19 protein-coding genes are annotated in these 19,538 nt (G+C 69.2%); 9 read left to right on the top strand and 10 right to left on the bottom strand.

The window, feature by feature from the left end:
- Window positions 1-250 precede the first annotated feature (250 nt).
- The 4 genes from ABN034_RS05090 to ABN034_RS05075 form a co-directional block, all read right to left on the bottom strand.
- Window positions 251-1,531 carry an MFS transporter gene (locus ABN034_RS05090; RefSeq protein ID WP_349689808.1) on the bottom strand — a complete coding sequence of 427 codons (1,281 nt, stop codon included), beginning with the start codon at window positions 1,529-1,531 and terminating at the stop codon, window positions 251-253.
- Window positions 1,532-1,828: 297 nt separating this feature from the next.
- Window positions 1,829-2,404, bottom strand: coding sequence for a dihydrofolate reductase family protein (locus ABN034_RS05085; protein WP_349689807.1), 576 nt, complete (start codon window positions 2,402-2,404; stop codon window positions 1,829-1,831).
- A 72-nt stretch (window positions 2,405-2,476) separates the two neighbouring features.
- Window positions 2,477-2,962, bottom strand: coding sequence for an SRPBCC family protein (locus ABN034_RS05080; RefSeq protein WP_349689806.1), 486 nt, complete (start codon window positions 2,960-2,962; stop codon window positions 2,477-2,479).
- Window positions 2,959-3,333: an ArsR/SmtB family transcription factor gene (locus ABN034_RS05075; protein WP_349689805.1), complete on the bottom strand. Its 375-nt coding sequence runs from the start codon at window positions 3,331-3,333 to the stop codon at window positions 2,959-2,961. Before ABN034_RS05075 ends, ABN034_RS05080 begins: the two co-directional genes overlap by 4 nt.
- Window positions 3,334-3,471: 138 nt before the next feature.
- Between ABN034_RS05075 and ABN034_RS05070 the strand changes: the two genes are divergently transcribed.
- Complete coding sequence (locus tag ABN034_RS05070) at window positions 3,472-3,798, top strand: SSI family serine proteinase inhibitor (protein WP_349689804.1); 327 nt, start codon at window positions 3,472-3,474, stop codon at window positions 3,796-3,798.
- A 10-nt stretch (window positions 3,799-3,808) separates the two neighbouring features.
- Here ABN034_RS05070 and ABN034_RS05065 read toward each other — a convergent pair whose 3' ends face one another.
- Entirely contained in the window at window positions 3,809-5,179 is a 1,371-nt protein-coding gene (locus ABN034_RS05065) for a cystathionine beta-synthase (protein WP_349689803.1), read from the bottom strand.
- Window positions 5,180-5,510: 331 nt separating this feature from the next.
- On the opposite strand from ABN034_RS05065, the gene ABN034_RS05060 reads away from it, so the two are divergent.
- The 8 genes from ABN034_RS05060 to ABN034_RS05025 all read left to right on the top strand — a co-directional run bounded on the left by ABN034_RS05060 (window position 5,511) and on the right by ABN034_RS05025 (window position 12,066).
- On the top strand, window positions 5,511-6,521 hold the full coding sequence (locus tag ABN034_RS05060) for an SGNH/GDSL hydrolase family protein (protein WP_349689802.1): 1,011 nt from the start codon (window positions 5,511-5,513) through the stop codon (window positions 6,519-6,521).
- 121 nt (window positions 6,522-6,642) lie between these two features.
- Window positions 6,643-7,092 carry a nitroreductase family deazaflavin-dependent oxidoreductase gene (locus ABN034_RS05055; RefSeq protein WP_349689801.1) on the top strand — a complete coding sequence of 150 codons (450 nt, stop codon included), beginning with the start codon at window positions 6,643-6,645 and terminating at the stop codon, window positions 7,090-7,092.
- A 7-nt stretch (window positions 7,093-7,099) separates the two neighbouring features.
- Window positions 7,100-7,765, top strand: coding sequence for an SIMPL domain-containing protein (locus tag ABN034_RS05050; protein WP_349689800.1), 666 nt, complete (start codon window positions 7,100-7,102; stop codon window positions 7,763-7,765).
- A 450-nt stretch (window positions 7,766-8,215) separates the two neighbouring features.
- Entirely contained in the window at window positions 8,216-9,325 is a 1,110-nt protein-coding gene (locus tag ABN034_RS05045; RefSeq protein ID WP_349689799.1) for a radical SAM protein, read from the top strand.
- Between the two features lie 50 nt (window positions 9,326-9,375).
- The gene (locus ABN034_RS05040; RefSeq protein ID WP_349689798.1) at window positions 9,376-10,599 is read left to right on the top strand and encodes an acetyl-CoA C-acetyltransferase; all 1,224 of its coding nucleotides are present in this window, start codon (window positions 9,376-9,378) and stop codon (window positions 10,597-10,599) included.
- 181 nt (window positions 10,600-10,780) lie between these two features.
- Window positions 10,781-11,257: a PPOX class F420-dependent oxidoreductase gene (locus ABN034_RS05035; RefSeq protein ID WP_349325425.1), complete on the top strand. Its 477-nt coding sequence runs from the start codon at window positions 10,781-10,783 to the stop codon at window positions 11,255-11,257.
- 142 nt (window positions 11,258-11,399) lie between these two features.
- Entirely contained in the window at window positions 11,400-11,630 is a 231-nt protein-coding gene (locus tag ABN034_RS05030; RefSeq protein WP_349325426.1) for a DUF4287 domain-containing protein, read from the top strand.
- Window positions 11,631-11,655: 25 nt separating this feature from the next.
- The gene (locus ABN034_RS05025) at window positions 11,656-12,066 is read left to right on the top strand and encodes a PPOX class F420-dependent oxidoreductase (RefSeq protein ID WP_349689797.1); all 411 of its coding nucleotides are present in this window, start codon (window positions 11,656-11,658) and stop codon (window positions 12,064-12,066) included.
- 272 nt (window positions 12,067-12,338) lie between these two features.
- Here ABN034_RS05025 and ABN034_RS05020 read toward each other — a convergent pair whose 3' ends face one another.
- The 5 genes from ABN034_RS05020 to ABN034_RS05000 all read right to left on the bottom strand — a co-directional run bounded on the left by ABN034_RS05020 (window position 12,339) and on the right by ABN034_RS05000 (window position 19,347).
- On the bottom strand, window positions 12,339-13,160 hold the full coding sequence (locus tag ABN034_RS05020) for a Bax inhibitor-1/YccA family protein (protein ID WP_349689796.1): 822 nt from the start codon (window positions 13,158-13,160) through the stop codon (window positions 12,339-12,341).
- A 76-nt stretch (window positions 13,161-13,236) separates the two neighbouring features.
- Window positions 13,237-14,577, bottom strand: coding sequence for an MFS transporter (locus ABN034_RS05015; RefSeq protein ID WP_349689795.1), 1,341 nt, complete (start codon window positions 14,575-14,577; stop codon window positions 13,237-13,239).
- Window positions 14,578-14,582: 5 nt separating this feature from the next.
- A complete protein-coding gene (locus ABN034_RS05010; protein WP_349689794.1) occupies window positions 14,583-15,413 on the bottom strand; it encodes an FHA domain-containing protein in 831 nt (276 codons plus the stop codon).
- Window positions 15,414-15,500: 87 nt separating this feature from the next.
- Entirely contained in the window at window positions 15,501-17,051 is a 1,551-nt protein-coding gene (locus ABN034_RS05005) for a serine/threonine-protein kinase (RefSeq protein WP_349689793.1), read from the bottom strand.
- Window positions 16,999-19,347 (bottom strand): serine/threonine-protein kinase, encoded by a 2,349-nt coding sequence (locus ABN034_RS05000; RefSeq protein ID WP_349689792.1) that lies wholly within the window; start codon window positions 19,345-19,347, stop codon window positions 16,999-17,001. Before ABN034_RS05000 ends, ABN034_RS05005 begins: the two co-directional genes overlap by 53 nt.
- Window positions 19,348-19,538: the final 191 nt, after the last annotated feature.

Below are 19,538 nucleotides of genomic sequence, written 5' to 3'. Positions count from 1 at the left end.
TTCTGTTTCCGGACTGCTAACGACCCCTCACTTCACGCCTGACCTGCCGGGGAACCACCTGGGTGTCGGAATGATCACACATGCGTGATCATTCCGAGCGAAACACGGTGAATTCGCCCTGCATCGAAGCGTTGGCGTGCATCGTCACCGAGCGCGGCACCGATCGGCCGGGCCAGAAACGACAGCGCCGCCTGACCGGGCCCGAGGCCGGTCAGGCGGCGCGAGAATCACGCGTCCTTGCGTACTCCCGTCAGACCGAGGCTTTCGCGAGGCTCGGCGCCACCGACACCAGCAGCTGCCGGCGTAGGTAGAACCACCAGGTCACCGCGAAGCAGACCGCGTAGAAGATCGCATACGCAATGACTGCCGTGGCCACGGATCCGGTCGACGCGAGCGACATGCCGTACGCCCGCGGGATCAGGAAGCCGCCGAACGCACCGACCGCGGAGATGATCCCGATCGCCGCACCTGCCTCCGTAAGGCTGATCTTGAGTGCGTTCGGGATGCCCGCCTCCTGGTCGCGCTGACCGTAGTTCCGGAAGATCGCGGGAATCATCCGGTACGTCGAACCATTGCCGACCCCGCTTGCGCCGAACAGCACGGCGAACGCAGCCATGAAGAGCCCGATCGAATGTGAGTTCACGGCCGTCAACAGCACCAGCATGCCGCCCACCATGGCGACGAAGACCCAGAGCGTGACTCGGGCGCCACCAATCCGGTCGGCGAGCCAGCCGCCAACCGGCCGGATCAGCGAGCCGAGCATCGCGCCGAGGAAGGCGTACTTCAGCGCGGTCGACTCCGGGAACACTGTCTTGGCGAGCAGCGGGTACGCCGCCGTGTAGCCGACGAACGAGCCGAACGTCCCGATGTAGAGGAACGCCATCACCCAGGTGTGCGGGCGCTTGCACGCGCCCAACTGGCCCTGCACCGGCGCCTTGGACACTGTGAGGTTGTCCATGAAGAACCAGGCGCCGATCGCCGCAGCCGCGATGAGCGGCATCCACATCAGCCCGGCGTTCGCAAGGGACAGTCCTCCACCGATCGCGACCACCATCGGCACACCGAACTGGACGGTGCTGGTCCCGAGGTTGCCACCGGCGGCGTTGAGACCGAGACCGAGCCCCTTGCTGCGCTCGGGGTAGAAGAACGAGATGTTGGTCATCGACGAGGCGAAGTTGCCGCCGCCGAAGCCAGCCGTGGCCGCGACGATGAGGAACATCCAGAACGGGGTCGCCGGGTTGCTCACCGCGATCACGAGCAGCGTGGTCGGGATGGCGAGGAGCAGCGCGCTCACGACCGTCCAGTTGCGACCGCCGAACTTCGGCACCGCGAAGGTGTACGGCAGTCGCAGCGTCGAGCCGATCAGGTTCGGCAGCGCCACCAACCAGAACAACTGGTCGACGGTGAAGTTGAACCCCGCGGCCGGCAGGCTGACGACCACGACGCTCCACAGCAGCCAGACGGAGAAGCCGAGATGTTCGGCGAAGATCGAGAAGATGAGGTTCCGGGTCGCCACCCTGCGGCCGGTCATCCTCCAGAAGGTTTCGTCCTCGGGCTCCCAGTGGTCGATCCACCGGCCCTTGGGCCTGCGCTCTGTCGGAGGCGCAGGAGTTGTGTCGAGGCTCGTCACGTGTGTCCTCCCGGGATGGTCAACCTGGTCCCCGCTGGACGGTGACGCTATGAACCCCCTGTTTCGTCGAAGTGACGCCCGAGCCCGAATGGGGGTAAAAGAGCCCGCACATGGCCGGCAGGACGACCGTGAGAAGTCGCGACCGGCGCCGCCAGGCACCCTTCTGGAGGGAGCCTGGCGGCACCGAGCGACTTTGCTTCACTCCGCTCCGGGTGCCTGCGTGGGCGCGTAGATCAGCCGTACGACGCCGGTCGGGAAGGCCTCGCTCTTCAGCAGCCGCAGGTGGTAGGCGGGCTCGCCGTCGTCGAACAACTTCAACCCGTGCCGCGCCGCGACCGGGTGCACCAGCAGACGCAGCTCGTCGATCAGCCCGGCCGCCAGGAGCTGGCGTACCACCGAGACCGAGCCCGGGATGAGCACACCCTTGACCGACGGGTCGGCCTTGAGAGCCCCCGCCGCCGCCACGAGGTCGCCGTCGATCAGCTCGACATTCCGCCACCCGAGCTCGAGCCGCTGCCGCGACGCGACCACCTTGCGCAGGTCGCCGATGATCTTCGCAAACACCGCGTCCTCGCCGCCCGCGGCCTCACGGTCGGGCCAGGCCCGCGCGAAGCTGTCATAGGTGACCCGGCCCAGCAGCAACGTGTCGGCAGTGCCGTAGTCCTCGTTCACGGCCGCACCCATGGCCTCGTCGAAGTACGGGAAATGCCAGCTCTCATCGGGCTCGACCACGCCGTCGAGTGAAATGAACAGGGTGGAGATGATCTTGGCCATCGTGTGCTTCCTTCGGTTGTGTGAACAGTTTCGATATGCCGGCCCGCCGGTTGGCGCGGCCGGCCCACCGGGTCAGCTGGTGAGGAGGGCGTCCATCTGGCCGACCGCCTGGGCAAAGGCCTCTGGCGCGCCCGCGCGCACGACGTACTCCATCTGCTCCCGGGAGTCGAAGACCGAGCGCACCCGCATCCGGGTGCCGCCGTCGTGCTCGGTGAGCTCCATCCGCACGGTGGTGGTCGGTATGTCGGCGACCGGTGTCCCGTCGTGGTCGGCGAACCCATCGATGAACTCCAAGGACCTCGGCGGGTCGACCGAGCTGACGCGCCACCAGCCGCGGGACCTCTCGCCCTCTGGGCCTGTCATGACGTAGGTGACCTCACCGCCGGGGCTCAGATCGTGCTCCTCCACCGTCGCCGGCCAGCTCGGCGGGCCCCACCAACGTTCCAGCTTCCGCGGGTCGGCCCACAGCTGCCACACTCGTTCGATCGGGGCGTCGAAGTCGGCGACCAGGGTCAGGGTGAGGCTGTCGAAGTCCTTCTCGACGCGGGTGACACTCACCTGTCTTCTCCTCTGGTCGGCATGCTCTCTTCCGGTTCGGTGTCCCCCGCGAGCAGCGCGGACATTCGGTCGACCCGCCCACGCCAGGCGGTCTCGAGCAGGTCGAGGGCGTGCCGCGCCCGGCGTACGGCATCGGGGTTGGTCCGTACGCGCTGCTCCCGTCCGCTGCGCTGCTTGGTGACCAGACCGGCCCGCTCCAACACCGCGACGTGTTTTTGTACTGCGGCAAAGCTCATCGGGTAGGCCTCCGCCAGGCGCGACACCGACGGCTGGCCACGGACGCAGCGGTGGAGGATGTCGCGGCGGGTGGTGTCGGCCAGCGCGTGGAAGAGGTGGTCCACGGCCTCGTCAGACAACTCATCTACAACCATTTGGTTGTAGATTAGCCCGGCGCCCACACCCTGTAAAGCGCGTCGACATCGCGTTCTCCTCTCGGCCGCAGGAACCCGATCATCCCGACCCGACCCGCCGACGCGTTTCGCCCAGTCGCCTGGCGGTTGGATAGGTCCATGAGCACCGCGAGCACCGCACGCACCCGGCTCCGGATCACCGTGTGGGCCAACCCGGACGCGCCCCCACGGACCTGGGAGCTCGCCGAGGACCCACTCGGCGGTACGCATCCGCGGCCCGACGCCGCGATCAGCGCGATCGAGGCGGCGAAACACCCCTTCGCCCCCGTACCCGCCGACGCCATGTGCACCCAGATCTACGGCGGACCCGCTCGCGCCACGGTCGAGGGCACCTGGCGCGGACAGCGAGTCTCCGCGTCGTACGACAAGCGCAACGGCTGCGAGATCGCCCGCTGGAAGGCACTCAGCGCCGTCCTGGACGCGTGACGCTCAACCCTCACGCCCCGCCTGCGAGGTAGCTCAGCAGGTCCTGACGGGTGAGAACGCCGACCGGCTTACCGTCATCGAGTACCAGCAGCGCGTCGGCGTTCTCGAGCAGGCTGACCGCGGTCGACACCGGCTCACCCGCACCCAACGACGGCAGCGGCGGCGACATGTGTTGCTCGACCGCGTCTGCCAGGCGTGCCTGGCCGGAGAACAGGGCCTCGAGCAGGTGCCGCTCGTGCACCGAACCGGCCACCTCGGCCGCCATCACCGGCGGCTCGGCGCGGACGACCGGCATCTGCGATACGGCGTACTCGCGGAGGATGTCGATCGCCTCGGCGATCGTCTCGTTCGGGTGGGTGTGGACAAGGGGCGGCATCGCACCGGTCTTGCGGCGGAGTACCTCGCCGACGGTCTCGGTGCTCTCGGTGTCGAGGAAGCCGTAGTGCGCGAGCCAGTCGTCGTCGAAGACCTTCGACAGGTAGCCGCGCCCACCGTCAGGCAGCAGCACGACGACCACGCCGTCCGGGCCCGCCTCCCGCGCGACCTGCACGGCGGCCGCCACCGCCATGCCGGACGACCCGCCGACGAGCAGTGCCTCCTCGCGGGCGAGCCGGCGGGTCATGGCGAACGAGTCGTCGTCGGATACGGCTATCACCCGGTCGCAGATGCCGGTGTCGTACGTCCTCGGCCAGAAGTCCTCGCCCACGCCCTCCACGAGGTAGGGACGTCCGGTTCCGCCGGAATAGACCGACCCCTCGGGGTCAGCGCCGACGATCTGGACCCGGCCGTCGCTGACCTCCTTGAGGTACCGGCCGACGCCGGAGATCGTCCCGCCGGTCCCGATGCCCGCGACGAAGTGGGTGATCCGGCCGTCGGTCTGCTCCCAGAGCTCCGGCCCGGTCTGTTCGTAGTGCGAGAGGGGATTGTTCGCGTTGGAGTACTGGTCGGGCTTCCACGCGCCGTTGATCTCCTTCACCAGGCGGTCGGAGACGGAGTAGTAGGAGTCCGGATGATCAGGGGGTACGGCGGTGGGGCAGACCACGACCTCGGCGCCGTAGGCCGACAGGACGTTGCGCTTGTCCTCACTCACCTTGTCAGGGCAGACGAAAACGCAGTGGTAGCCCTTCTGCTGGGCGACGATCGCGAGGCCGACGCCGGTGTTGCCGCTGGTCGGCTCGACGATCGTGCCGCCGGACCGCAGCGCCCCCTCGCGTTCGGCCGCCTCGACCATGCGGAGCGCGATCCGGTCCTTCACGCTGCCACCGGGATTGAAGTACTCGACCTTCGCGAGCAGCAGGCCCGCGACATCCTGCGCACATCGGGTCAACCGGAGCAACGGGGTATTGCCGACGAGGGACAGCAGCGAGTCGTGGTATTGCACGCCTGCACTCTAATGTCGGGCTGCTCGGTCCGGTCGCCGCGGCGTCGATCCGGCGCGTCCCGCAACCTCAGCGCGCCGCCAGGACTGACAATAGGACAGGAGGGAAGTACGTCGGGGAGTCCTTGTTTCGGTACGGATGTGGCGGATTCGCCATGTGCGTTCGCCGCCTGCTGTCACCAGCTAGTGGCGTAGCGTGCCGCCGGAATCCCGGCAAGGCCCCGGTTCGTTGAGCCTCCAGGGGTTTCAGGAGACTGTCCGGCTCGACACAACCTCGTAACCGGAGCGCCCGGCCAGCGACCAGGTCAGTTGAGGCCATGAAAGGGAGGACCCAGTGGGTAAGGCTCGAGCTGCACGCAAGCTGGCCGCCGCGGCGGCGGTCGGTGGAGGCGGAGCGGGTCTTCTCGGTGGCACCCTCGTCGCCGTCCTCGTCGCCGAGGCAATGCTCGCGAAGCGCACCATTGGTGCACCGGTGGGCCATCCACCCTTCGCTGACGGACGTTACGGCGAGGGCAGTTCGGACCCGATCTCGTTCGCGGTTCTCGGCGACTCCACCGCGTGCGGCTTCGGCGTCGCGACCGCCGACGAGACACCCGGCGGACTCCTGGCGACCGGCCTGGCCGCTCTGTCCGCACGTCCGGTCGACCTGCGGGTCGTCGCCGTGTCCGGCGCAGAGACCGACGACCTCGACCGCCAGGTCGGCCTGGCACTAGCCGCCAAGCCACATGTCGCTCTCGTGATCATCGGCGCCAACGACGTCACCCACCGCACCCTTCCGTCGGAGTCGGTACGCCTGCTCGTCCAAGGCGTACGCCGGCTGCGTGACGCCGGCTGCGAGGTCGTCGTCGGCACCTGTCCCGACCTGGGCACGGTCGAGCCGCTGGCGTTCCCACTCCGCCAGCTCGCCCGGCGGTGGAGCCAGCGGTTGGCGGCGGCCCAGACGATCGCCTGCGTCGAGGCAGGCGCGCGCACGGTCTCGCTCGGGTCACTGCTCGGACCGGAGTTCGCCGCGGCCCCCAGGGAGCTGTTCGGACCGGACCGCTTCCACCCGTCGGCAACCGGCTACGCGAGTGCGGCCGTCGCGCTCCTCCCCTCGCTCGCCGCGGCGCTAGGCCACTGGCCGGAGGACGAGGAGGGCGACGTCTCCCTCGGCGACGGGCAGATCCTCCCGATCTCCTTCGCCGCGATCCGCGCCGCCCGCGATCCTGGCACCGAGGTCGCGGCCGCCGATGTCGCGGGTGCCGAGTCCGGGCCTCGCGGGCGGTGGGCGCTGCTGCGACAGCGCCGGCAGAGCGGGGCGGCACCTGTCGACAGCATCTTCTCCACCGAGCGCGAGACCGCCTGACCGTCGCGATGGTCACCTCCGAACACGGTGGGATGAAGCCTGGCCCCGGTGACGTTGACGTGGAGGATGTCCCGGCCGGGCGAAGGCGGCGGGACCTTTCGCCAAAAGAGGAGAACGGCACATGAGCGTGAACGACGGCGCCGCCGGCGCGCCCACCGACAGCCCGACCGACTGGGTTGCCGCCCACACCAAGGAGTACCTCGACTCCGATGGCGAGAAGGGCCACATCTGGTACAAGGACGCTCCGACGCTTCTTCTCACCGTGACCGGACGCAAGACCGGACAGCGCCGGCGTACTCCCCTCATCTACGGCCGCGACGGCGACGACTATCTGGTGGTCGCGTCCAAGGGAGGCTCGGACACTCCTCCGGAGTGGTACCTCAACCTGCGCGCCCATCCCGACGTCGAGGTCCAGGTAGGCAACGAACACTTCCAGGCGCGGGCGCGGGACGCCGCACCTGAGGAGAAGCCGCGCCTGTGGGCGACGATGGCGGCGATCTGGCCCGACTACGACGAGTACCAGAAGAAGACCGACCGCCAGATCCCTGTCATCGTCCTCGAACGGCGATAATCGTGCGATGAACGCGGACATCGCCGGCTACGGCCCACCCTTCACAGGTGTCGCCGTGGTCGGCCGTGGCGTCGTTCAGGCCGTCCCGGACATCGCGACGTTCGCCCTCGCCGCGCAGGTGACTGCACCCTCCGCAGGCGAAGCGATGAGCAAGGCGAGTGCGTCGATGGAGTCGATGGTCACTGCCGCCGCGGCCGCAGGCGTTGCGTCCTCCGATCGACAGACTCATGGCATGCAGCTGTCGTCGTACCGGAGGCGCCAGGGCGCGCCGGTGCAGCACCAGGCCGTCCAGCGGCTCCGGGTGTGGGTACGCGACGTCGACTCCGCCGGTGAGATTCTCGAACGCATCCTGACCGCCGGCGGTGACACCGCGCAGGTGGAGGGGTCCGGGCTGACGATCAGCGACGAGCAGGCGTACGCCGACCGGGCGCGCGACCTGGCGATGGCCGACGCCCGCCACCGCGCGGAGCAGCTTGCCCGGCTCGCCGACCGACCGCTGGGTGCGGTGCTCGCCGTCCACGAGGAATCTGGCCGGTCTTCCGTGGCCCGAAGGTCGGCGAAGTTCGCGGCGGCCGATGCCGTGGCGCTGGCTGCTTCGGCATCGGCACCGGTGGAGGCGGGGGAGATCGAGCTCACCGTCCTGGTCGCGGTGGAATTCGGCTGGGCCGACTGACCAGAGCACCGAATGGCGTGGACGACCTGAACGGATGGTCCACCGTGGACCACGCCAGGCCAGCGACTGGCGGACCCGAACTACTACGCGGACCCGTTCGGTCGGCCTCGGCCATGATCATGCGCGGCAAACCAGTGGTTTCGACCCGCCCTGACCACCGGTTTGCTACGCATGATCATGAGCCGCCGGTCCCCGACCAAGGTGGGGACGCAGGGCCGGCAACGCGTTTGACCGCGAAGGCCACGCACCACCACAATGGTTCGCATGTGACGCGCTGACCGGCCCCTCCGACCGGTCCTTCCTCGTGCCCGTCGTTCTCCCGGCGCCTTCGGCCTCTGAGCCGCGCCTGTCTCGACGTTGGCGCGTCACGTGCCGTTCGCATGGGCCTTTCCCGACCTGGATACGTTCGTTCGCCCCCTGTCTGGAGGCCCCACTGATGCGTGCGTTCACGTGCTACCGGCTCTGTCGCGGACCCGGTACGCCGCCCTGCAGGAGTTCCTGGCCGACTCCGGAGAGCCTTCGTACCGGCTGAAGCAGATCCTCCGCGCCGTCTACCGGCGCGGCATCACCGAACCCGCCCGGATGACCGAACTCCCGGTCCGCCTGCGGGAACGCCTCACCGCCGAGTTCGGCCCTTCGTTGCTGGGACTCACCCCGATCGCCACGCAGCAAGGCGATCAGGTCGAGAAGGTGTTGTTCGAGAGCCGCCAGGGTGCGCGGATCGAGACGGTGTACTCGCGCTACAGCACGGGCTGGACCTCCCTGTGCGTGTCGACGCAGGTGGGGTGCGGACTCGGCTGCACGTTCTGCGCCACCGGCGCGGTCGGCCTCGTCCGCAACCTCGCGGCCGACGAGATCTGCGACCAGGTACTCCATTTCGCGCATCGGCAAGGCGGGGTTGACAGCGTGTCGTTCATGGGCATGGGTGAGGCGCTGGCCAACCCGCACACCTTCACCGCTCTGGATCTCCTGCAGCACAAGGACTTCCACGCCATGAGCTCGCGCCGGATCACGGTGTCGACCGTCGGTTTCGCGCCGGGCCTGCAACGCCTGGTGGACGACCACCCGCAGGTCAACGTGACGCTGTCGGTGCATTCGCCGTACGACGACGAACGGGCGGAGATGATCCCCTTGCAACGCAGGTATCCGCTCGCCCGGTGCCTGGAGATCCTCGACGGGCATGTCACCGCGACGCGGCGGAAGGCCTATCTCGCCTACCTCCTGATCGACAACCACAACGACAGCGAGGACCACGCCCGGGCACTGGCCCACCTCGTGGGGAAGCTCGCCAGGCCCGAGCTGTTCTGCGTCAACCTGATCGCCTACAACCCCGCGGCCGGTGTGACGCCAGAGTTCCGGCGGCCCAAACCCGCGCAGATCCGCCGGTTCCTGGCGGTGCTCGCCGCGGCGGGCGTACGAACGACGAAACGGCAACAGTTCGGCGATTCACTCGAAGCGGCCTGCGGGCAGTTGCACGCCCGCTATCTCACCGTGTCGGGGGCGCCGACTCCTACCCATGACGGCGGCCAGCGTACTAGCCTCGACATTACCAAGCGGTAACTATCCGGCGGTTGAGACTGTCGCCGCGGCTCACGGAGGGAACCACGCTCATGTCCGACGCTGTCATCGTCGCCACCGCCCGTACTCCCATCGGACGCGCGGGCAAGGGCTCGCTGACCGGCGTCCGACCCGACGACCTGGCGGCGTTCGCCATCCAGGCCGCACTGGCCAAGGTTCCGCAGCTGGAACCCACCGCCATCGACGACATCTACCTCGGCTGTGCAGAGCCGCGCGACGAACACGGCGGCAACATGGCCAGGCGAGTCGCCGTCCAACTCGGGCTCGACACGGTGCCGGCGGTGACGGTCAACCGGTTCTGCGCCTCGAGTGCGCAGACCGCGCGGATGGCGTTCCACGCCATCAAGGCTGGTGAGGGCGAGATCTTCGTCTCTGCCGGGGTGGAGTGCGTGTCGCGCTACAGCGGATACGGCAGCGCCGGCGTGGACCCGGTGGAGACCCAGAACCCGCTGTTCGCCGCCGCCAGGGCGCGCACCGCGGAGTACGCCGAAACCAACGCCACCTGGCACGACCCGCGCGACGACGGCCAACTGCCGGACATCTACGTCGCGATGGGCCACACCGCCGAGAACCTCGCCACGTCGCGTGGAGTGGGCCGGGCGATCCAGGACGAGTTCGGGGTGCGTTCGCAGAACCTCGCCGAGGAGGCGGTGAAGGCCGGCTTCTTCGCCCGCGAGATCACGCCGTACCCCCTGGCCGACGGCACGCTCGTCGACGCCGACGACGGCCCGCGGTTCGGCACCACGCTGGAGAAGGTCGCCGGGCTGCAGCCGGTCTTTCGACAGAACGGCACCATCACCGCCGGCAACTGCTGCCCGCTCAACGACGGTGCCGCCGCGGTGGTCATCATGGCGGCCGACACCGCCGAGCGGCTCGGCATCACCCCGCTGGCCCGAATCGTCGCCACCGCCGCGTCCGCCCTCTCGCCGGAGATCATGGGGCTCGGCCCGGTCGAGGCCAGCCGGCGCGCCCTGACCCGCGCCGGCATGACGATCGACGACATCGACCTGGTGGAGATCAACGAAGCGTTCGCCGCCCAGGTCATCCCGTCCGCCGAGGACCTCGGCATCGCGTGGGACAAGCTCAACGTGCACGGAGGCGCGATCGCGCTCGGGCATCCGTTCGGCATGACTGGCGCCCGGATCATGACGACGCTGCTCAACGGACTGCAGTGGCGCGACAAGCAGATCGGTCTCGAGACCATGTGCGTCGGCGGCGGCCAGGGCATGGCCGTCATCCTCGAACGTCTGTCCTGACCCGGACGGCGACCCGACGACGGAAGGCGATCCACCCGCCACCGGCTCCGCTGCGGGGTGCAAATGACCACGCTGAGCATGCCAGCGGTAGCCCGACAGGGCCAGCTGAGCTGCCTGGGTCCCACAGGCATGCTCAGCGTGGTCATTTGCCGGCTCGCCGAGGGTTCTAAACTCCCTGGTCATGAGCCCATCGATTGCCACCGCCACCACGCCCGACCGGGCCGAGCTGCTGGACTTCCTGCGTACGCGCCATCAGGGCACGCTCGCGACCGTGCGCCGCGACGGCCGTCCCCAGCTGTCCCCCGTCACCTGCGGACTCAACCGCGACGACAAGATCGTGGTGTCGACCTATCCCGAACGCGCCAAGGCCGTCAATGCCCGTCGCAACCCCCAGGTCAGCATCTGCGTGATGTCGGCCGGCTGGTCCGATCCGTACGTCCAGGTCGACGGAACCGCGAAGGTGCTCGACCTGCCGGAGGCGATCGAGCCGCTGGTGGAGTACTTCCGGTGCATCAGCGGCGAGCATTCCGACTGGGACGAATACCGCGCCGCCATGCAGCGTCAGGGCAAGTGCCTCATCGAGATCGAGATCGAACGCTGGGGCCCGGTCGCCCGCGGCGGCTTCCCCGCGCGCGTCGTGGAGGCGTCCGGCTCGTAACGGCAGGGTTTCTGCCTGGATGTCGGCGTGTCGCAAGCGCCCGATTCGCCGGGTTGGGCGGAGGGGGTTGTTTCCCGTGCGTTCGTCAGGCAGTCTCGTGGGCATGGACCTACTGTGAACCCGAAACCCCCGGGAGGCCGTCATGGCTCTGAACCACTCCGAAGAGACCCATAAAAACCTCCTCGCCCGGCTCCCACGCGCAACCGGGCGCGAACTTCCCGAGTGGATCAGTGCCTTAGAAAGTGGCCCTTCGTTCCTGAGGTTCGAAGACCGGGTCAGTTGGCTCCGCAACGAGTATGGCATCGCCCACGGACACGCCACGGCGATCGTGCACGAGCACGACCTTCGCCGCGCGCAGCGCAACTTCGCCTAACCCCTCACCAACAGCCGATCGCGAGATGAACGTCGACGAGGCCCGGGCGTTCCTGCGTGACCATCATCGCGGCGTCTTGAGTACGTTCCGCGCTGACGGTATGCCGCAGCTCTCCCCGATCCTTGCCGGCCTCGACGCCGAAGGCTATGCGACGGTGAGCACCCGCGAGCCGGCGTACAAGGTGCACAACCTGCGTCGCGATCCACGCGCGGCGTTGTGCGTCTTCACCGAAGGATTCTTCGGACCGTGGATCCAGATCGAGGGCACGGCCGACATCGTGTCGCTGCCAGAGGCGATGGACCACCTCGTCGACTACTACCGCACCGTTGCTGGTGAGCACCCGGACTGGGACGACTATCGCGCGGCGATGCGGCGGGAGCGGCGGTGCCTGATCCGGATCCGGATCGACCGAGTGGGCCCGTCCGTCTCTGGTTGAGTCCCTCGATACCACCGCCGTTCCTCACGATTCGCCACGTGACGAACCGTGGTGCCGGACTGCGAATGACCACGCTGAGCATGCCTGTGGCACCCGGGACAGGCACCGACGCCTGTCGGACGTCCACTGGCATGCTCAGCGTGGTCATTCGCGCAAGCCCTGGGCGAGGGCGACCGCCACCGCGGCCGTCCGTCATGAACACATGACAGAGGGCCGCCGACCGTGTGGCCGGCGGCCCTCTGGCGTCTCGGTTGTCGTCCTCGTCGGCGGTGTCAGTCGCCGCCGCGCAGGATGGCGAGGATCCGCAGGATCTCGATGTAGAGCCACACCAGCGTGACGGTCAGCCCGAACGCCGCGAACCAGGCGTCCTTGCTCGGCGCGCCCTGCGCAATGCCCTTCTCGACGTAGTCGAAGTCGAGCAGCAGGTTGAAGCAGGCGAGCGCGACGCCGATGATCGCGAAGACCAGGCCGATGCCGCCGAAGCCGCTGACGCCGAGATGGATGCCGAACATCCCCAGCAGCAGGTTGACCATGACGATGAGGAAGAAGCCCATCGTCGCGGCGATGACGAAGCGCTGGAACTTCGGCGTGACCCGGATGATCCGGAACTTGTAGACGGCCAGCATCCCGGCCGACGCACAGAGCGTGCCGAGCACGGCCTGCGCCACGATCCCGGCATCACCGCCGACGTAGGCCGTCAGCACCTTGCTGACCAGGCCGACGAAGACACCCTCGATCGCCGCGTACGACAGGATCACGGCGGGGTTGGTGATGTGCTTGAGCCCGATGACGAACCCGAGCCCTAGCCCGACGAGCGCGGCGCCGATCAGCCAACCGAAGTGCGCGGGCTGTAGCGGTTCGGCGAGGTACCACGTCGCTCCGGCCACGATGATCAGCGTGCCGAGCGTCATCGCCGTCCGGGCGACCACGTCGTCGATCGTCATCCGGTCGCGACGGGTGCCGAGGCCCTCCCGCGCGGGCGCGTTGTACATCTCCTGGAGTTGTTCTGAGGTCATGGTCGACGCTTCCGCGGCGTAGCCGGCCGACGACCGGAACGCATCGCGCCGCGAAAAGACCGGGTTCCTGCTCTGCATCGGTGGTGTCCTCCTCCGCCCAGGGCGGATCCAGTGGTGTGCGCGACATGGTAATGAATCGGCAAAGCCCCTGTCGTCACCTTGACGACGATTCGTCCATCCCCGGGGTTCCCACCGGGGGCGGTTCGCCTCCGGAGCGTACCGGTGGGCGGGAAACGGTCTCACGGGCGATGCCGGCGAACACTCCGACGGCCAGGAGAGTCACGGTGGCGAGGACCAGCACCGCCGACCGGTACCCCACGTGGTCGACGATCCACCCCAGGCCGATCGGCCCGACAACAGCGGCGAGGTCGCCCGCCGTGCGGTAGATGCCGACGGCGGGTCCGCGGCCGTCGGCCGGCGCCACATCCGCCATGTACGCGGCGGGTGTCGGGCCGGAGAAGCCGAGGGCGACCCCGGTGACGAGGACGACGGAGGCGAACCACAGCGGATCCGACGTCACCGCGTACGCCGGGAGGGCAAGACCGACGGTCGCCAGCCCCGGAACGATCACCCGCTTCCGGCCGATCCGGTCCGACAGCCGGCCCGCGATCGTCACCATGATCAGGTTGACGAAGGTCACGATGCCCAACAGCCCGCCGAACTGCCCGACACCGAGTCCGACGACGGTGTAGGCGATGATCGGAACGAGGGACTGCGTTCCCGCGAACCGGTTGAGGAAGATCGAGAAACCGACACCACAGATCGCCAGGTAACTCCGGTCGGTGAGAAGCCGTCGTACGGCCGAACGGGCCTGCGGACGCACCGCGCGGTCCGCGTCGGCACTCGCGGGCGGGTCGGACGGTGTGCGTCCCGGCGAGGCGGTCCGCAACAGCGTCCGCCACCCGAACGTCACCACCAGCGCGGCCATCACCCCGCAGGCGAGAAACGGCGCGCGATAGCCCCAGAGTGTTGCCACCAGCCCACCGAGGGCGGGTCCGAACGCGCCGCCGATCAGCTGGAACCCCTGCAGCAGCGACATCGCGGACCCACGGTCGGCGAGCCTCGTCAGGTGGACGACGAGCGTCATTCCGGAGGTGATCGCCATCCCGCCCGCGAGACCCGCCGCGAACCGCAGTCCGAGAAGGACGTCGAGTGTCGGGGCGAACGCCGTCGCGACCTGGAGCAGGACGACCGCCACCACCGACCACAACAGAAGGCGGCGCGGATCGAGGCGCTCGCACAGGATCCCCGCCGGGATGTTGACGACCAGCCGACCCACGCCGAACAGGGCGATGAGCAAGCCGAGTTGGGTGGCGTTCGCGCCGAACTCCTCGGCGTACAACGGCAGGACGGGGACGACGACGCCCCACGCCGCCTGCGTGGCCGCGACGGCGAGGCACACGATGACAAGAGCGCGTCCGGCGGAGCGCAGCCGACCGGAGATGCGGTGGCGAATCCCACGACCCCCGCGGGCGGATCCCGACCACCGTCCCACCGGGACTACTCTGCCGACTCTTCGTCGAGCAGGAGCAGATCGGTCTTGCCGAGGGTCGTGGTGACCAGAAGCTCCATGATCAGGTTGTGGTTGAGTGTGTTGCCGACCGGCGGGGGTACCTCTTCCTCCAGGAGCCCGCGCACTCGGCCGCTCAGCCGCTTGCGTACGTTCACGACGACGTGGGCGGCCCGGCGCCAGGTCCACTTCTCTGCGGGCCGCAGCTCGCTCAGCTCGTCGGCGACCTGGGCCCACGTCAGCGGCTGCGGTTGGGGATCGTCCCGAAGGTACCGCTGGCTGAGACACACGAGCACCAGGCGTTCGACCGGACTCAGCGACCAGACGTCACGGCGGCGTGTGTCGGCTTCGTACCCACCGTCCGCGCTCGGTGGCGGCACCTTCGCGGCGATGCGTACCTCCAGCAGGTGCTCCTGCTGCGGGGCGACGATGAACAGCGGCGTGTAGGCCACCGGCAGTTCGGCCCGGTCACCGCCGAGCACCAGCCGCGACCCCGGGAACCGGATGGGCAGCCTGCCGACGTTCGTCAGCACCCACTGCGAACCCTCGAACGTGAGGTAGCCGTGGCGCCGGCTCACATGAGGATCGTCCGCTCCGACGCAGACGTGCACGTCCGGCTCGTTACGTCCGAACACCACCGGGAAACCGGCGTCGGGCGCGACGCTCATCCCACCGTTGGATCCGAGGACGAACAGCGTGCCCGGCTCAGCCGGCGGAAGGCCGCGGGCGAGGCTGCCGAGATCCTTGGGCAGCAGGTTGACCTTGCTCGACCTCGACGATGGCGTGGCTGCCGGGCCCGCTGGCCTGGATACCGACGTCACAGCTTCCCTCCCTCGACCCGATCTACCACCTGACGTACGAACTGAGCTACCAAAGTGCCGATAATGTCCACCGTCGCCCGACCGTCACTAGCCACCCGCTTTCGGTGCCGTCGGGCGATAGACGAGGGTTCCGCCGGCTGTTCCCTCGCCCCCGGTGCTCCACCCGCTCCCGGCGTCCGCGCCGTCCTGCAGGACGCGATACTCCATGTTCCCCGCCACCTGGTACGCGAGCTGCCACTCGAACTGCTCCGGCGCCTGGGGCAGGTCGACGGAGACCCGCCAGGGAAGCTCGACGTCCTTCACCGTCTTGGAGCGGCCGTTCACGATGTAGGTCAGATTCGTGAGCGTGCCGTCCCCGGTGAACCGGAACTCCAGGATGCGCGGCGTGGGGGTGGCACTCGGCGTCGGCGACTCTGTAGGGGTCGGTGAACCCGTGGGGCTCGGCGTCGATGGCGACGCCTTCGGGGTCGATCGCGGATCGCCCGGTTCCGAGGTGGACGCGACGGAGTCCGACGGCTCCCGCGGTTCGGACGACATCGAGGTTCCGATGCCGACCGCCGCGGCTATCACGACGGCGGCTGCGATGGCGACCGCGACACCGACCAGCACCGGCGATCGGGCGATCCAGCGCCTTGTGGGTCTCTCGCCGTCGGGCGTTGGCATCTGGGCTGCTGGCGGGAGGTCGTCCTGCTCCGCGTCTCCCGGCGGTACGGCGACTGGGCGTACGCCACTGGGTCGTACGGCAGCTGGCGGGTTGACAGCCTCGTCGGCACTCCTGTCGATGGCGGCCGTCACCGCGGGCGGAAGCCACAGCTGGTCGGAGATCTGGCCGTCCCGCGTCAACGAACCCAGCGCAGCGATCAGCTCGGGCACCGTCGGGCGGGTCGACGGATCGTCGCGAAGGCAGTCCGCGACCAAGCTTCGCAGGGCGTCGTCGGTGATCCCGTCGGCTCCCGCGGGTCCGGTGCCGACACCGGGGGCGGTGCCGGTGCAGGCGTACGTCACCATCGCTGCGAAGGAGAAGACGTCGCTCGCCGGGCCGACCTGTCCGCCGGCCAACTGCTCCGGTGACATGAAACCCTGCGAACCGGCCGGAGTGCCGGTGACGGCGAGACCGTCCGGGTCGAGCTCGCGGGCGATCCCGAAGTCGATGACCCGCGGTCCGTCCCGGGTGAGCATCACGTTGGCCGGTGTGAGATCCAGGTGGACGAAGCCGACGCGGTGGATCGCCGACATCGCCTCGGCGACACCGGCCGCCAGCGGCCAGACCGACCGGGCGGTCAGCGGGCCGGACATGCGTACGGCATCCCGCAACGTCATCGACGGTACGAACTCGGTCGCGAGCCACGGCACCGCGGCATCGGGATCCGCCTCGAGCACGGCCGGGTTGTGTCCCCCGCCCACCGCCCGCAGCGCCGCGACCTCTCGCCGGAACCGGTCGGTGTAGTCCTGTTGGCCGGCGAAGTCGTCGTGCATCACCTTGACCGCCACGGCGCGCCCGCCGGCCGACCTGCCCAGGTAGACGTTGGCCATGCCGCCGGTGGCGATCCGGGCCTGGATCCGGCACTGTCCGATCGCACGCGGATCACCTGGCTCGAGTGGCTCCACGGTCACCTCCAGTCGGTGGAACGAGAGCATGCACCTGTCCGCTCGTGCCGACGAACACCAGCCCGGCGGTGCTCACCGGACCGGAGCTGAGCGTCGGATCGATGTCGTACGTCCACAGCACAAGGCCGTTGGCCGCGTCGAGCGCGTAGACCGTCTGGTTCGGGCACGCGGCGTACAGCCTGTCTCCCGACAGACGGAGCGCGTTCGCCTGGCGGAACGCGGCTCCCTCGCCCCTGCCCAGTCGGCGCGACCAGACCTGCGATCCGGTGGCGGCGTCGAGTGCGAAGACATTGCCGTCGATGGTGCCGAGGTACAGCATCCCAGCCCCGAACTGGAGCCCGAGACTGCTGTGGGAGTTCGGCCGCTGCCAGGCAGGCTGCCCGTTGTCCGCGCGGACCGCATGCAACGTGCCTGACCCGTCGCAGAGGAAGACGTGGCCGTACGCGACGTGCGGGTAGAGCCCGTCGTCCACGGCGTAGGTCCATCTCCTCCGGCCGGCGCGGGCGTCCAACCCGACAAGCCCAGCGCCGACCGCGGCCACGAGTCCGTCACCCGCCGCGAGGCCGTTGTCCGCACTGACGTCGACCGTCCATCGCGGCCTCCCGTCGCGTACGCCCAGAGCCCGGATCCGGTCGCCACCGAAGCAGACCACCGCTCCGGTCGCCGCCGGACCATGCCAGAGGTACTCGCCGGTCGAGGGCTTGTACGCCCACCGCGTGGCACCGGACGTGGCGCGGAGAGCGGAGACCTGCCACGCCGATGACCTCTCTGAACCGATCACGTACGCAACACCGCCGGCGACACCACCCAGGTTGTCGTTCGCGACGCGCTTCCACCGGACCCGGCCGGTGTGCGGATCGACGCCGCGTACGTGACTGTCGGTCCACGCCAGCACCATCCCGTCCGCGATCGTGAGGTCGGGGTAGGAGTCTGAGTCGGAGCCCGTCACCCGGACCTTCCACCGCAGGTCAGCCTTGGGAGGTGGGCCGGTCGGCGTCGGAGGTCGCTCCGCCGAGGGCCGCCTTGCCGGCGCTCGGGACTTCGGGCCCGACGACCCAACGGTCTGCGAAGCCGACCCCGAGGGCGAACCGGACCGCGACGGCGATCCCAAGCCGCCCCAGCCGTTGGGGTCCCGGTTCCGCCACAGCGCGACGAGCGCGGGAGTGGCGAGCAGGCCGGCGACACCGACACCGGCACCCGCGCTGACCAGCAACCGCCGGCTCGGGCGTGCCGACCTGGGTGCGCGCGCGTCAGGGGCATCCGGATCGGCACGCGAATCCAGATCGGCGACGTTCGGTCCCACCGGCTCGGCGGTTGCCGCGCCCATGGCCGCGGCGGCCGCGTCCCGACCAGGCGCGCGCACATCGCCGTGTCCGAGCACCTCGCCGTGTCCGAGCACATCGCCATGGCCAACCGGGCGGAGCGGCGAGGGAAGGTCGAGAGCTTCACCGGCTCGCCGGTCGACCTCCTGCGCCAGGGCGGGTGGCAGCCACCCCGTTCCCTGCAACGACTCCGTGCCGTGGCCCAGGCGTACCCACCGGGCCAGCAGGTCGGCGGCAGACGGTCGTTCCTCCGGCCGAAGCCGCAGGCAGGCAGCGATCCCTTCGAACAGAGGATGGTGCTCGAGGCCGCGGAGATCCGCCTCCGCACGAGCGACCCGGCCCCACGTGGCCGCCGGGGACCCGGTCCCGAACGGCTCTCTCCCGGTCGCGGCGTACACCAGGACCGAACCGAGGGCGAAGACGTCGCTGGCCGGGCCGATCGCACCGGCAGAAGCCTGCTCGGGCGACATGAAGCCGATCGAGCCGACCACCATGCCGGCCTGCGTGATGGCGGTGGCATCCGTCGGCCGGGCGATCCCGAAGTCGATCACCCGGGGCCCACCGGCGGTCAGCATCACGTTGCCCGGTTTCAGGTCGCGATGGACGACATCAGCCGAGTGGATCGCGACGAGAGCCTCGGTCAGACCGATCGCCAGCAGGCGTACGGGATCCGCAGGTACCGCACCGAACCGTACGACCGCGTCCCACAACGACATCCCGGGGAGGTACGACGTCACCAACCACGGCGGCCGGTCGTCTGGTCCGGCATCGAGCACAGGCGCGGTGAACAGGCCACTCACCGCGCCGGCGGCCCTCACCTCGCGGCGGAACCGTGCGCGGTACTCCGTGTCGTCGGCGAACCGTCGCCGGATGACCTTGACCGCGACCTTGCGGCCACCGAGCGCCTGTCCGAGGTAGACGACGCCCATCCCGCCTTCACCCAACCGGGCCAGAAGCTGGTAGTCGCCGATCCGGTCCGGATCACCGCGCTCTAGCGGCTGCACCGTCCTCCTCCCCCGGGCGACACTGACGAGACAGGCGAGCCTGCCGAGCCGGAAAGCAGCGAAGCTGGTGAGCGGCCGCGACTGCACAAAAACTCTAGCTCGTACCAAACCAGGCGATTCGGACGCGCTCAGTCCCTGGGACCGGGACTCGTCCCATGTGCCCGCACATCTGGGGCGGCGACTGTGAGACG

Origin of the sequence: Actinopolymorpha sp. B11F2 (genome assembly GCF_040195635.1) — a bacterium.
Classification (GTDB): domain Bacteria; phylum Actinomycetota; class Actinomycetes; order Propionibacteriales; family Actinopolymorphaceae; genus Thermasporomyces.
Note: the sequence above shows the minus strand (reverse complement) of the source record. Positions and strands in the feature narration are given on the sequence as shown.